Below are 12838 nucleotides of genomic sequence, written 5' to 3'. Positions count from 1 at the left end.
CTCGATCCGCTGCAGATCGCGCTCGCTCATCGCTATCAATCCCATCCGCAATCTCCCACGTCAGCAAATGCGGGGAGTGTGACATTCCAACTTTGCAGAAACAGGACATTCTAACTTTGCGGCTACACACAAAGATCACATAAGATAGATTATGGAACAAAAGCTTTTATCAGCCACCGCAAAGGCTTGCGCCGCTCCGCCCTTGCGCTGCCTCAGTCCGTCTCAGCTCCGATCCAGTTTCGGATCCAGCGCGACATTCAGGCCCACCTTCACTCTATCCATCGCTACAAAACTGCGGAACCGTTTAACATTCTTGTTGGCGAAAAACAGACGCCGGGTCATGGCTTCGTACTCTCCCATGGTTCGGACGACGACGAGAAGAATGAAATCCACTTCGCCCGTCACGTAGTAGCACTGCTGGACTTCAGGAGCCTCGGCGAAGGCCTTCTTCGTCTCGTCATGCGTGGCGCCGAACTCGCTATGCATTTCGACTTCGACAAAGACCGTGATCTCGTGCCGCACATGGGAAGGTTCGATCACCGCGACGTTGGCGGCGATCGTACCCATCTCCTCCATCCGCTTGATCCGGCGCTGCACGGCCGGCGCCGACAGGCCGATGACTTCGGCGATCGAGCGTTGTGGCGTCTTGTTATCCCGCTGGAGAATCTCGAGAATGGCGAGGTCGAAGCGGTCCAGTTCCACCATTTTCGCTGATATCTTGTCGATCATACATCGATCCTATTGAGAGGAGCAGCGGCGGCAAAGCGAGGAAAAACGCACGATTTTGGTGGCGAGATGAGCGAATGTTGCAAAATCTGCCTCAAAATACAGCGCTTTTTTCGGTCTGTATGAATTAATTATCATGGCATGCGCATTTTCGAAAGGAAGTCCGGATGCTCCTCCTGAACCAACACGCCGACTACCGCAAATCCATCGATGCAGCCGACGCCGAGGTTTTGGGAGTTGAAGCCGCCAAGACAGTCGAACGTTTCCTGCATCGTCGTGAGGGCCATAAGCCGACTCCCTTGCTCCAGCTCGCAAATCTTGCGCGTGAGATCGGGGTCGGTTCGATCCTGGTAAAGGATGAGGGCCATCGTCTCGGCCTTGGCAGCTTCAAGGCGCTCGGCGGTTCCTATGCCGTGATCCGGCTCGTTCTGGAGGAGGCTTCGACGCGCCTCGGCCGCGAAGTGGACGTGGCAGAATTGCAGGATGAGGATGTGAGAGCCATCGCGTCGTCGATGACGGTCGCCTGCGCAACGGACGGCAACCACGGGCGCTCCGTCGCCATGGGCGCGCAGCTCGTCGGCGCCAAATGCTCGATCTTCGTTCATTCGGGCGTCAGCAAGGAGCGCATCGATGCAATTGCCCGGTATGGCGCAGATATGATCCGCGTCGACGGAAATTATGATGACTCCGTTCACGAAGCGGCGCGCGTTGCCGAGGAGAAGAACTGGATCACGGTCTCCGACACGTCGTGGCCGGGCTACGAACGCATCCCGGGCTTCGTGATGCAAGGCTACACCGCATTGCTGACCGAGGCGCTCCGCCAGATGACTGAGCCGCCGACTCATGTGTTTGTGCAGGCGGGCGTGGGCGGCATCGCCGCCACGGTTGCGGGCCACTTCTCCGTCCTCTTTGGCGACAAGCGCCCCTTCTTCGTGGTCGTCGATCCCTCCCGTGCAGCCTGCATCGTCGAGACAGCGCGCGCCGGACATCCGGTGAAAGTCGATCATGGAGAGGCTACCGTGATGGCGATGCTGGAGTGCTATGAGCCATCGCTGGTGGCGTGGCGGATCCTGTCCCATGCTGCGGACGCATTCATGACGGTCGACGATCCCGATGCGATCGAAGCGATGAAACTGCTTGCGAGCCCTGGCGGGTCCGACCCGGCGGTCGTTGCCGGCGAAAGTGGCGGGGTGGGTCTCGCGGCGCTTCTGAAGGTTGCCGCCGACCCGGAACTGCGGACGACGATCGGCCTTGATGCGCAGTCCCGCATCTTCCTCATCAACACCGAGGGCGCGACCGCCCCCCTCCTCTACGAGAAATTTGTCGGCGCAACGCCGGCAGTCATAGCGGCGAAGAACGTCGGCCAAAGCGGACGCAAGGAAAAGGTGGCGCGATGAGCGAGATTTCCATCAACGCCGAACGGCTGCTCGGCCGGATCCTTGAGCTCGGCGACGTCGGACGTGAGGACGACGGCCGGCTGATCCGTCTCGCGGCTTCGGATACGGAGAAGCTCGGACGTGACAAATTCGTCTCGTGGATCGAGCGGGCCGGGTTGGAAGTTGCCGTCGACCGCATCGGCAACATATTCGGCATCTGGAAGCCCGCAGCCGTTTCCAACGAGGCACCGCTCATGCTCGGATCGCATATCGATACCGTGATCAACGCGGGCATCTATGACGGATGTTATGGCGTTCTGTCTGGTCTTGAGGTCATCGAGACGCTTGTCTCAGCCGGTTTCCAGCCGTCGCGTCCGATCGTGGTCGCCGCCTTCACTAACGAGGAAGGTGTGCGCTACGCCCCCGACATGATGGGATCGCTCGTCTATGCGGGCGGCCTCGATGTCGACACCGCTCTTGCAACTGTCGGAACGGACGGCACGAAGCTTGGCGAGGAGCTGCGGCGCATCGGCTATGATGGAGAACATCAGCCGGGCTTCATCCGGCCGCATGCCTATATCGAGCTGCATATCGAACAGGGCCCGGTTCTCGAGCGCGAAGGCATCCAGATCGGCGCCGTGGAAAACCTGCAGGGCATCTCCTGGCAGCGGGTGAGCATCAGCGGCGATGCCAACCATGCGGGAACGACACCCATCTCGATGCGCCGCGACGCCGGTCATGCCGCCGCGCTCGTCATCACCTTTCTGCGCGAGCGCGCGAGGAACTCGAACACGCCGACAGTGGCAACGGTTGGCTGCATGACCTTCGAGCCGAACGCGATCAACGTCATCCCTTCCCGCGCCACCTTCACGGTGGATCTTCGCGATCCGGACGAGGAACGGCTGAGGCAAGAGGAGGCCGCACTCGCAGCCTACCTTGCGCAAGTGGCAAAGGAAGAAGGCGTGTCCTTCGAGGTCGAGCGCCTCGCCCGCTTTCAGCCAGTGGCGTTCGACGGCAAGATCGTCGACCTGATCGAGAAAGCAGCGGCCAGGCGCGGACACACGGTCCGCCGCATGACCTCAGGTGCGGGCCATGATGCGCAAATGATCGCGCGGATCGCTCCCGCGGCGATGATCTTCGTGCCGAGCCTTGGCGGCATCAGCCATAGTCCCAAGGAAAAGACCCCGGACGAGGATCTGGTCGCAGGAGCGAACATGCTTCTCGACGTTGTAAAGCAGATTGCGGGCGGAGGAATTTGAAATGGCGATCGATATCGATGCCCTGAAGAATGAAATGACGGCGTGGCGGCGCGACCTGCATGCCCATCGCGAGTTTGGATTCGAGGAGAAGCGCACCTCCGCCTTCGTCGCGGCCAAGCTGCGCGAATTCGGCCTCGATAACGTAGCGGAGGGTGTTGGAGGAACCGGTGTCGTCGGCACGCTCAAGCGCGGATCCGGCAACCGCTCGATCGCGCTGCGCGCCGACATGGACGCGCTTCGAATTCCCGAGCAGGGAAATCTTTCCTACAAATCGTCGAACCCGGGCGTCATGCACGCCTGCGGCCACGACGGGCACACCACCATGCTTCTCGGAGTCGCCAAACTGCTCGCCGAGGAAGGTGGTTTTGACGGAACCGTCCGTTTCATTTTTCAGCCGGCGGAGGAATGGGGACGCGGCGCGCTTGCCATGCTCGCAGACGGATTGATGGAGCGCTATCCGTTCGAGGAGATCTACGGCATTCACAACATGCCCGGCCTCCCCGTCGGCACATTCGAAACCCGGCCGGGCGCGATCATGTCAGCCGAAGACAATTTCGAGATCGTGCTGCACGGCGTCGGCGGCCATGCTGCGCGCCCCCATTGGGGCAACGAGGTTCTTGTCGCCGCCTGCGCCCTTGTGACCAACCTGCAGACGATCGTCTCACGGCGCCTCAGTCCGACGGACACCTCGGTGGTTTCGGTTACCGAACTCATCACCGACGGAACTCGAAACGCGCTGCCGGGAGAGGCGAGGATTCGCGGCGATGCGCGAAGCTTCCGTTCGGAGGTCAGCGCCGAAATCGAAAAGCAGATGCGCATCATCGCTGAGGGAACCGCTCTTGCCTATAATGTCTCGGCCGAGGTGACCTACACCAGGGAATTCGTTCCGCTGCTCAACGATCCCGATCTGGTCGAGGAGACCTTCGCCGCTGCTCACAGCATTCTCCCCGCGGAAAATGTTCGCATGGCACGGGAGCCGATGACGGGAAGCGAGGACTTCGCACACTTTCTGGAGCATGCGCCCGGCGTGTTCGTGTTCCTCGGCAACGGTGACTCGCCACCGCTGCACAATCCTCGCTATGACTTCTGCGACGACAGCCTGATCCACGGGACCAACTTCCACACTGCTATCGTCCGCCGCCGGCTTCCCCTGCCCTGATTTCACAGGTTGGCTGCGATCACACAGCCGTTGAGAACCACCAGGCCTGCAGACGCACGCACCTCGTCTTGCGCTCGGGGCACGCTGGATCCTTCACCACCGTCTGGACTGCGAAACATGATCGGCAAATCCGCCTAACAGTACCCCGAACGGCAAGCTTCTGATCGCCCTCGCGGCGACGAAGGCTGCGCCCGTGGCGATGGCGAGCTTTAGCCATGGATAGTCGCCCAGTTGGACATGAGCATTCGCGTCGACGGATGTAGCCTTGGCTTTCAGCGCTGCTTCCGCATCGTCACGCAGCAGGCCGACGCGGGCCTGAAGTAGCCTCAATTCCCGCTGCAGGTGGTGCAGACTTTGGTCGGCCTTGTCGCGCGCGGACTCGGCGGCCGCGTCGGCAAAAGGCGGTTCGCCTTCCGCGACCAGTTCCTCGGGGTCGGGGGGGAGAAAGCCGTCGCGGTTGATGGATGATTGCATCGACATATCCTCGAATGAGTGAGCGCAGCAAGCCCGGCATTGCCGCCGGCCTCGCTGTACATCAATGATCGCGCCGGAAGCTCTGGCTCTGCTGCGATCCGCCTTGCGTCTGCGACTGCCGATCCGATTCGCTCGATGATGCGGAAGCATTGGCGAATCTGTAAGCACGAACCTTGGCGCTTCCATGCGCCGTGTCGCGCGTTACGACAGGCGCCTCGTCGGAAGCCGGCCCCTCGAACGCACTTTCGGATACGGCCAGGTCGTCCGCAGCCTTGCCGCCATGGGCCGAGCCGGCAAAGCCGGTATTCGACCCGCCTTGGCGTCCGCTTTCCGATAACCAGAGATCCGCCCGCTCGTCGATGTCGATGCTGCCCTCATCGTCCAGGATGTCATGAACGGTTTCGTAGAGTGCATCATCGATATCGTTGACCTGAACGAGGAAGCCGCCTCGTCGCAGGCCTTCGGCGTACATCGCGCGATCCTCATCCGGGAAGAAGAAGTCGGCCAGCGCATCGAAGAAGCCGCTGCGGTCGTCGCTCATGACACCGGCATTTTTTCCATCCGCCTCATATCCCGGCATCAATCTTATTCTCGCAACGGGGACGCCGGCATCCTCGAGACGGGAGACGGCGGATTCGGCTTCCGACCGACTGTCGAAAAATGCGGTAAGGCTGCCGCCGCCCACAGGACCTGAAAAACCCCGGTTGGTATCGTTGTGAATGTTGCTCACGGAACTCTCCTCTCGATGTCGCGTTCCAGCCGCCGACCCGACGATTGGTTTCCTGACTCGGAGAACCGGCAGCCGAGATGAATGTTCCACGACAAGGATGACCGGTCGGAGGAACAACGGCGGTTCCATAACGTTACCGCCTGTCTTCTCAAAAGCACACAAACCGAATTGCGCAACCTGCAGCACCCTTCGGCGGTTGACGTCAAATCATCGAGACGCTAGCACGGCGCTTGACGCATTGGGGACATTCATATGGACATCTTCACGGCAGCCAGTCTGACGGCTTTGCTGCAGGTCATCGCTATCGACCTTGTTCTCGCCGGCGACAACGCCGTGGTTATCGGTCTTGCCGCTGCCGGCCTCGAGGCCACGCAACGGCGTAAGGCGATCATCGTCGGCATTCTGGCCGCAACCGTTCTGCGTATTCTCTTTGCCAGCGTCGCAGTCTATCTGCTGGCGATCGTCGGCCTGCTCCTGGCCGGCGGCCTGCTGCTGCTCTGGGTCTGCTGGAAAATGTGGCGCGAGCTTCGCAATGGCCAAAGCGAGGAACATCTGGCGGAAAGCGGCGAAGGCGCGCCGAAAAAGACCTTCCTCCAGGCGGCGACCCAGATCGTGATCGCCGACGTCTCGATGTCGCTCGACAACGTTCTCGCCGTTGCGGGTGCTGCGCGCGAACATCCGAGCGTGCTGGTGATCGGCCTCGGTCTGTCGATCGCACTGATGGGGATAGCTGCCAACCTGATCGCCCGGCTGCTCGGCCGCCATCGCTGGATCGCCTATATCGGTCTGCTGATCATCCTCTACGTCTCGCTCGATATGATCTATCGCGGCGCCGTCGAGGTCCTGCCCTATATGCAGTGAGCCTGTATCCGTCGGGGTTCGCGCCCCGACCGGCTGCGTCCGTTCAGCATGTCGTGCAAAAGCGTGCAGCGGTTTTGCGGCAACGACATGCGAAGCGCGCACGGAGTGAATTCGAAAAATTCGCGACGCGCTTTAGAATTTATGCGCTGACCTCAATCTCGAAGCTCATCTGATCAAACGCCGGCACCACATGCTCGGGCGTCTCGCCCATCACCGCGTCGTAATCGAGCGGCGTATGCATATGGGTGAGAATCGCCCGTTTCGGCTTGAGCCGACCGATCCAGTCGAGCGACTGTTCCAGCGACAGATGGCTCGGATGATAGGTATATTGCAGGGCGTCGATGATGAGAACGTCGAGATTCTGCAGCTTCTCGACGGTCTGCGGCGGGAAATCGCTGATATCGCTGCAATAAGCCACGTCACCGATGCGGAAGCCGAGCGATTGGATATCGCCATGCTGCTGGATATGCGGGTAAAAGTCGATCTTGCCGCCGGGGCCGCGAATTTCGACAGGTTCGTCGATATTTTCGATGACAACAGGCAGCACGATCGGCGGGTAATTGCTGCCGGGCGGCGTTTCCAGGCAATAGCGGAAAGCTTCCCGCAGCCTGTCCATCGTATATTGGTCGGCAAAGATCGGCACCCGGCGGCGCGTATTGTGGAAATAGCCGCGCAGATCGTCGATGCCGTGAATGTGGTCGGCATGCGGATGGCTATAGAGCACGGCATCGACATGATCGGCCCCTGCCCTGATCATCTGCTCACGAAAATCCGGCCCGGTATCGACGACAACCGTCGTGACGCCGTCAGGCCCGAATTGCTGCACCATGAAGGAGGCGCGGGTGCGCCGGTTTTTCGGATTGTCGGGGTTGCAGGCGCCCCAGTCCCCGGTAATGCGCGGCACGCCCGGTGACGACGAACAGCCGAGAATGGTGAAACGCCGCCGGTAGAGCACGCCGCTAGATCCTTGGCATTTTCGAGAACAGGCGCAAAGCGTTCTCGGTCGTGATCCGGGCGATCTCCGCGTAGGAAATGCCGATCGTCTCGGCGAGCACTTCGGCCGTGTTGACGACATAGGACGGCTCGTTGCGCTTGCCGCGCCAGCGCTTCGGCGCCAGATACGGCGCGTCCGTTTCCACCAGCAGCCGCTCATGCGGGACCGTCTTGGCAATCTCGCGCAGCTCTTCCGACTTCGGGAAGGTCAGGATGCCGGAGAAGGAAATATAACCGCCGAGTTCGGCGCCGGTCCTTGCCAGTTCCGGGCCTGCCGAGAAGCAGTGCAGGATGAAGGGGAAGGCCCCCTTCCCTGTTTCCTCGGTCAGGATGGAAGCCATGTCTTCGTCGGCGCTGCGGCTGTGGATGACGAGCGGAAGCTGCGTATCCCGGGCGGCGGCAATATGCCGGCGAAAGCCGGTCTGCTGGTCTTCGGGCTTTTGCGTGTCGTAGAAATAGTCGAGCCCCGCCTCGCCGATCGCCACCACCTTTTGATGGGCATTCGCCAGGCGCACGAGGTCTTCCGTCTGGATATCCAGCTCGTCGCCGGCATTGTTCGGATGCGTGCCGACGGAGCAGAATACCGAAGGATATTTTTCGGTAATGGCGAGCAGCCCGTCGAGCTTGCGCACGCGCGTCGAGATCGTCACCATCTGTTTGACGCCGGCCTGATGGGCGCGCGTGACGATCTCGTCGCGCTCCGCCTCGAAGTCGGCGAAATCGAGATGGCAATGGGTATCGATCAGCACGGCCTCAAGCCTCCGGAGCCACGTAGCGCGGGAAGACCGGTGTCGGTGCCTCGAGCGGCGTTCCGGCAACAAGCCGGCCGGCCTCGCCGAGGGCGGCAAAATCGCGTTTGTCGGCAGGTGCCGCCACGAGATCGAGCAGCTTGCCCGATGAATCAGGCATGAAGGGCTGCAGCAGAATGGCGATCTGGCGCACGACTTCGGCGGTGACGTAAAGCACTGTGCCCATGCGAACCGGATCGGTCTTTTTCAGCGCCCACGGCGCCTGGCCGGCGAAATAGCGGTCGGTCTCGGAAACGACGGCTATGATCGAGGCAAGCGCCCGGTGGATCTGCTGTTTGCCCATGTCCTCGCGCGTCGACGCGTGCAGCGCATCGGCCTGCGCCAGCATCGCCTTGTCCTCGTCGGTCAGCAGCCCGCATTCCGGGATTTTGCCGTCACAGTTCTTGACGATCATCGACAGCGAGCGGCTGGCGAGATTGCCGATGCCGTTGGCGAGGTCGGAATTGATGCGCGTGCCGATCGCCTCTTCGCTGTAGCTGCCGTCCTGGCCGAAGGATACTTCGCGCAGGAAGAAGTAGCGCACCTGATCGAGACCGAAATGGTTCACCAGATTGACGGGATCGACGACGTTGCCGAGCGACTTCGACATCTTCTCGCCCTTGTTGAGCAGGAAGCCGTGGGCAAAGACCCGCTTCGGCAGCGGCAGCTTCGCCGACATCAGGAAGGCCGGCCAGTAGACGGCGTGGAAGCGGATGATGTCCTTGCCGATGATGTGGACATCCGCCGGCCAGTATTTCGCCCTGGGACCGTTCCTGTCCTCGATGTAGCCCGTCGCGGTGATGTAGTTGGTCAGCGCGTCGACCCAGACATACATCACGTGGGAGGGATCGTTCGGCACTTTGATGCCCCAGTCGAAGGTCGTGCGGGAGACCGAGAGATCCTTGAGGCCCGACTTGACGAAGGAGATCACCTCATTGCGGCGCTCGGCCGGACCGATGAAATCGGGATTGGCCTCGTAATGCGCCAGCAGCTTGTCCTGATATTCGGAGAGCTTGAAGAAATAGCTTGCCTCTTCCACCCACTCGACGGGCGTGCCCTGCGGGCCGTAGCGCACGCCGTCGGCGCGCAGCTCCGTCTCGTTTTCCTGGTAATAGGCCTCGTCACGCACCGAATACCAGCCGGCATAGCTATCCTTGTAGATGTCGCCATTCTCGGCCATCAGGTTCCAGATATTGCGCGACGTCTCGTGATGACGCTCCTGCGTGGTGCGGATGAAATCATCGTTCGAAGCGTTGAGCAGCTTCGCCATCGCCTGGAATTCGCCGGAGTTGCGGTCGGCGAGCGCCTGCGCGGTAATCCCCTCGGCGCGCGCTGTCTGCTGCATCTTCTGGCCGTGTTCGTCGGTGCCCGTCAGGAAGAAAACATCCCTGCCGTCCAGGCGCTGGTAGCGCGCCATCGCATCCGTCGCGATCAGCTCATAGGCATGGCCGATATGCGGCTTGCCATTCGGATAGGAAATCGCGGTGGTGATGTAGAAGGGTGTCTTGTCTGTCATGGCGGCCAATGTCCGGCTTACTCTATAAAAATGGTCAGCCGCTCTTAGCGCATGTCACCGTCAAGCGAAACATCAAGTTTTGGCGCCGTCGATGATTTCCGGGACACGGGGTCGTGAACTTGACTCCGCTTCGCACGCAATTTACCGGTCGTCAGAAAGAGGGCGGGACAGAACGAAGTGCCAGTTTTCATCTACCGGGATAGTCGTGGCCGCGCGCCGTTGGAGGCGCTTGCTTGACATTCGAGCCGCTCTATTCGCTTTCCGGCCTGTTCGTCGGCGCGCTTGTCGGCATCACCGGCGTTGGTGGCGGTTCGCTGATGACGCCCCTGCTGGTTCTGCTCTTCGGTGTCCATCCCGCAACGGCCGTCGGCACCGATCTCCTCTATGCGGCGATTACCAAGACTGCGGGCACCGCCGTTCACGGCATGCATGGACGGGTCAACTGGAAGATCGTCGGCAGCCTCGCCGCCGGCAGCGTGCCGGCCGCCTTGCTGATGCTCTGGCTGCTGGCCGGCGTTGATCGCAAAAGCATCGGTGTGACCAACACCATCACGGTCGCGCTCGGCTGGCTGCTTGTCATGACCGCAATCATGCTGGTCTTCCGTGGTTCCATACTGGAATTGGCGCGCCGCGCCATCGGCGATCGCACACCGCCGCGGCCGACAACCATTCTGTTCCTCACCGTCATTCTCGGCTTCTGCCTCGGCGTCCTCGTCACGCTGACTTCGGTCGGCGCCGGAGCGCTTGGGGTGACGATCCTGCTGGTGCTCTATCCCAAGCTGAATGTGCGCGAGATCGTCGGTTCGGATATCGTCCACGCGGTACCGCTGACCCTCATCGGCGGCACCGGCTACTGGCTGATCGGCGAGATCGACTGGGCCATGCTGTTTGCCCTGCTTGTCGGCTCGATTCCCGGCATCGTCATCGGAAGCCTTCTGGCGCCGAAGCTGCACGAACGCACGATCCGCATCGTCCTGGCTATGACCCTTGCGGTCGTCGCATGGAAGCTGCTGGCGTGAAGCATGTGCAGCGGTTTTGCGGCAAGCGCCTGCGCGAGGCGCTCTTGGCTGACACGGCCTAAAAATCTGGTCTAAAGGCCAGGCTGCTTGATGTCGGCGAGAATGCTGATGACCGTCTGTTTGCGATCGAGATTATAGGCGCTGGAAATGGCAAGCCGCTCGGTGATTTCGGAATAGAGCCGCGCCAGCCGCTCGGCGGTGGCGATTTTCCCCTCGCCCGCTGCCATACGCGCACGGTTCATGATGTCGTCGCCGACATGGCTGACGAAGAAATCGAAGATCGTGTCGCTTTCCTTGCCCGACAGCGCATCGGCCAGCCGGTGCATCGCCTTGCGGGCCGCCGGCCCTTGGGCGGAAAGCACCTCGTCATAGGCCGCGATAATCTCTCCGCCGCCGTAGTTCAGGAGTTTCAGCGCTTCGCCGACGCTGCCCTTTGCCGCCGCAAGCACCGCCCCGCCCTCACCCGTTATGCCGAGATGATCAAGCGCTGCCGCCAGCGCCTCGTCCGAAAGCGGCGACAGTTTCAGCGGCAGGCAGCGCGAGCGGATCGTCGGCAGCAGCCGACCCGGCGCATGCGAGAGCACCAGAAACAGCGCCCGCTTCGGCGGTTCCTCGAGGATCTTCAGAATGGCGTTGGCCGCATTGCGGTTCATGTCGTCGGCCGGATCGATGATGACGATCCGCCAGTTGCCGGTGCCCGACGTCTGCGAGAAGAACTTACCGGCGCGGCGCACCTCGTCGACTGTTATCGCCGATTTCACCTTGCCGGTCTTTTCGTCAACCGGCCGGGCAAGATGCAAGAGGTTGTGCGAGGCGCCGGAGACGATCTGCCGGCTAACGGCGGAATCAGGATCCGGATCGCCGATCGTCTCCGGTGCCGTCTCAGGATCGGGGTGCGAGAGTACGTGATTGGCGAAGCGGAAGGCGAGTGTCGCCTTGCCGATGCCCTCCGGTCCTTCGATCAGGATAGCATGATGGCCTTTGCCGGATCGGTAAGATTGCGCGAGGAAGGCCTCGGCCTCCTCATGGCCGAACAGCCTGGTATTTTCGGCGGGCCAGATGGCGCCGTCGAGCAGTCCCGGCCTTTCCTCACTCATAATGGGCTTCACTCATGATGGGCAGCTTCCGGCGTCCGCGCGCGGTCGGTAGGCGACTTCAGCTGCTTGACGATCGCCAGGATCTCGGCCGCGATCGCCTCTTCCGTCTGCATGGCGTTGACCACGTGGCAGCGCTCCGGCTCGCGCGCGGCAATATCGAGAAAGGCTTCACGCCGCTTCTCGTGGGTTTCGAGCCGTTCCTTCTCGAAGCGGTCGGGCGCTTCGGCAGCGCTGCGCTTCTGCGCCCGCTCCAGGCCGACCTTTGCGGGAATGTCGAGGATCAAGGTGCAATCCGGCACGACACCGTTGATGGCGATGCGCTGCAGCGTCTCGATGAAATCGGGTTCGAGGTTGCCGGTGATCCCTTGATAGACGCGGGAGGAATCCATGAACCGGTCGCAGAGCACGATCTTGCCGGCGGCAAGCGCCGGCCGGATCACCTCTTCGACATGGTCATTGCGCGCAGCGGCAAAAAGGATCGCCTCCATCCGCGTGCCGAAGGCCTCAGCGGCGCCCGACAAGAGCACGTGGCGCACGGCCTCGGCGCCGGGCGACCCGCCTGGTTCCCGCGTCACCAGCACCTCGTGACCTTCGCCCTTCAGCGTCTCGGCGAGGCGGCGGATCTGCGTGGATTTGCCCGCGCCTTCCCCGCCTTCAAACGTAACGAACAATCCCGTACCGGATGACAATGACAGCTTCCCGCATTCCGGGCGCCGCACGCGCGCGCCCTGCCTCTTCTATCTATCCGAAGACATCGGGAAGGAAAACCTTTCGCCGCGGCGACATAATCACCTTCCCCGGCAAATTGTATCAGAAGGCCAGGCGTTCAAGTCTTGAACA

Annotated in this window: 13 protein-coding genes; 5 read left to right on the top strand and 8 right to left on the bottom strand. The window is 61.5% G+C overall.

Features of this window, described 5'->3' with window-relative positions; translation table 11 throughout:
• Positions 1-222 precede the first annotated feature (222 nt).
• On the bottom strand, positions 223-729 hold the full coding sequence (locus tag EFD56_RS30185; RefSeq protein ID WP_037138958.1) for an Lrp/AsnC family transcriptional regulator: 507 nt from the start codon (positions 727-729) through the stop codon (positions 223-225).
• A 164-nt stretch (positions 730-893) separates the two neighbouring features.
• On the opposite strand from EFD56_RS30185, the gene EFD56_RS30180 reads away from it, so the two are divergent.
• Genes EFD56_RS30180 through EFD56_RS30170 form a run of 3 tightly spaced genes read left to right on the top strand, consistent with a single transcriptional unit; the run spans position 894 to position 4520 of the window.
• Entirely contained in the window at positions 894-2123 is a 1230-nt protein-coding gene (locus EFD56_RS30180) for a diaminopropionate ammonia-lyase (RefSeq protein ID WP_085742525.1), read from the top strand.
• The gene (locus tag EFD56_RS30175) at positions 2120-3361 is read left to right on the top strand and encodes a Zn-dependent hydrolase (protein WP_097541128.1); all 1242 of its coding nucleotides are present in this window, start codon (positions 2120-2122) and stop codon (positions 3359-3361) included. Before EFD56_RS30180 ends, EFD56_RS30175 begins: the two co-directional genes overlap by 4 nt.
• A gap of 1 nt (position 3362) precedes the next feature.
• Complete coding sequence (locus tag EFD56_RS30170; protein WP_097541129.1) at positions 3363-4520, top strand: M20 aminoacylase family protein; 1158 nt, start codon at positions 3363-3365, stop codon at positions 4518-4520.
• Positions 4521-4613: 93 nt separating this feature from the next.
• On the opposite strand, the gene EFD56_RS30165 is transcribed toward EFD56_RS30170, so the two are convergent.
• Both EFD56_RS30165 and EFD56_RS30160 read right to left on the bottom strand, forming a co-directional pair.
• Positions 4614-4994: a hypothetical protein gene (locus EFD56_RS30165; RefSeq protein ID WP_010006852.1), complete on the bottom strand. Its 381-nt coding sequence runs from the start codon at positions 4992-4994 to the stop codon at positions 4614-4616.
• Positions 4995-5055: 61 nt separating this feature from the next.
• Positions 5056-5724, bottom strand: coding sequence for a hypothetical protein (locus EFD56_RS30160; protein WP_064842823.1), 669 nt, complete (start codon positions 5722-5724; stop codon positions 5056-5058).
• Between the two features lie 252 nt (positions 5725-5976).
• Between EFD56_RS30160 and EFD56_RS30155 the strand changes: the two genes are divergently transcribed.
• Positions 5977-6585 (top strand): TerC family protein, encoded by a 609-nt coding sequence (locus EFD56_RS30155; RefSeq protein ID WP_004671683.1) that lies wholly within the window; start codon positions 5977-5979, stop codon positions 6583-6585.
• Positions 6586-6724: 139 nt separating this feature from the next.
• Here the strand turns inward: EFD56_RS30155 and EFD56_RS30150 are convergent, their stop codons facing one another.
• From EFD56_RS30150 to metG, 3 genes are read right to left on the bottom strand one after another with little or no spacing between them, the layout of a single operon-like run.
• Positions 6725-7540 (bottom strand): MBL fold metallo-hydrolase, encoded by an 816-nt coding sequence (locus EFD56_RS30150; protein ID WP_010008397.1) that lies wholly within the window; start codon positions 7538-7540, stop codon positions 6725-6727.
• Between the two features lie 4 nt (positions 7541-7544).
• On the bottom strand, positions 7545-8327 hold the full coding sequence (locus tag EFD56_RS30145) for a TatD family hydrolase (RefSeq protein WP_085742528.1): 783 nt from the start codon (positions 8325-8327) through the stop codon (positions 7545-7547).
• Between the two features lie 4 nt (positions 8328-8331).
• Positions 8332-9882 carry a methionine--tRNA ligase gene (gene metG / locus EFD56_RS30140; RefSeq protein WP_085742529.1) on the bottom strand — a complete coding sequence of 517 codons (1551 nt, stop codon included), beginning with the start codon at positions 9880-9882 and terminating at the stop codon, positions 8332-8334.
• 233 nt (positions 9883-10115) lie between these two features.
• Between metG and EFD56_RS30135 the strand changes: the two genes are divergently transcribed.
• On the top strand, positions 10116-10901 hold the full coding sequence (locus tag EFD56_RS30135; protein WP_126907014.1) for a sulfite exporter TauE/SafE family protein: 786 nt from the start codon (positions 10116-10118) through the stop codon (positions 10899-10901).
• A gap of 71 nt (positions 10902-10972) precedes the next feature.
• Here EFD56_RS30135 and EFD56_RS30130 read toward each other — a convergent pair whose 3' ends face one another.
• The gene (locus tag EFD56_RS30130; protein WP_085742530.1) at positions 10973-11998 is read right to left on the bottom strand and encodes a DNA polymerase III subunit delta'; all 1026 of its coding nucleotides are present in this window, start codon (positions 11996-11998) and stop codon (positions 10973-10975) included.
• Positions 11999-12006: 8 nt separating this feature from the next.
• Positions 12007-12687 carry a dTMP kinase gene (gene tmk / locus EFD56_RS30125; protein ID WP_037114043.1) on the bottom strand — a complete coding sequence of 227 codons (681 nt, stop codon included), beginning with the start codon at positions 12685-12687 and terminating at the stop codon, positions 12007-12009.
• Between the last annotated feature and the right edge of the window lie 151 nt (positions 12688-12838).

This window comes from Rhizobium phaseoli (assembly GCF_003985125.1).
Classification (GTDB): Bacteria; Pseudomonadota; Alphaproteobacteria; order Rhizobiales; family Rhizobiaceae; genus Rhizobium; species Rhizobium phaseoli.
Note: the sequence above shows the minus strand (reverse complement) of the source record. Positions and strands in the feature narration are given on the sequence as shown.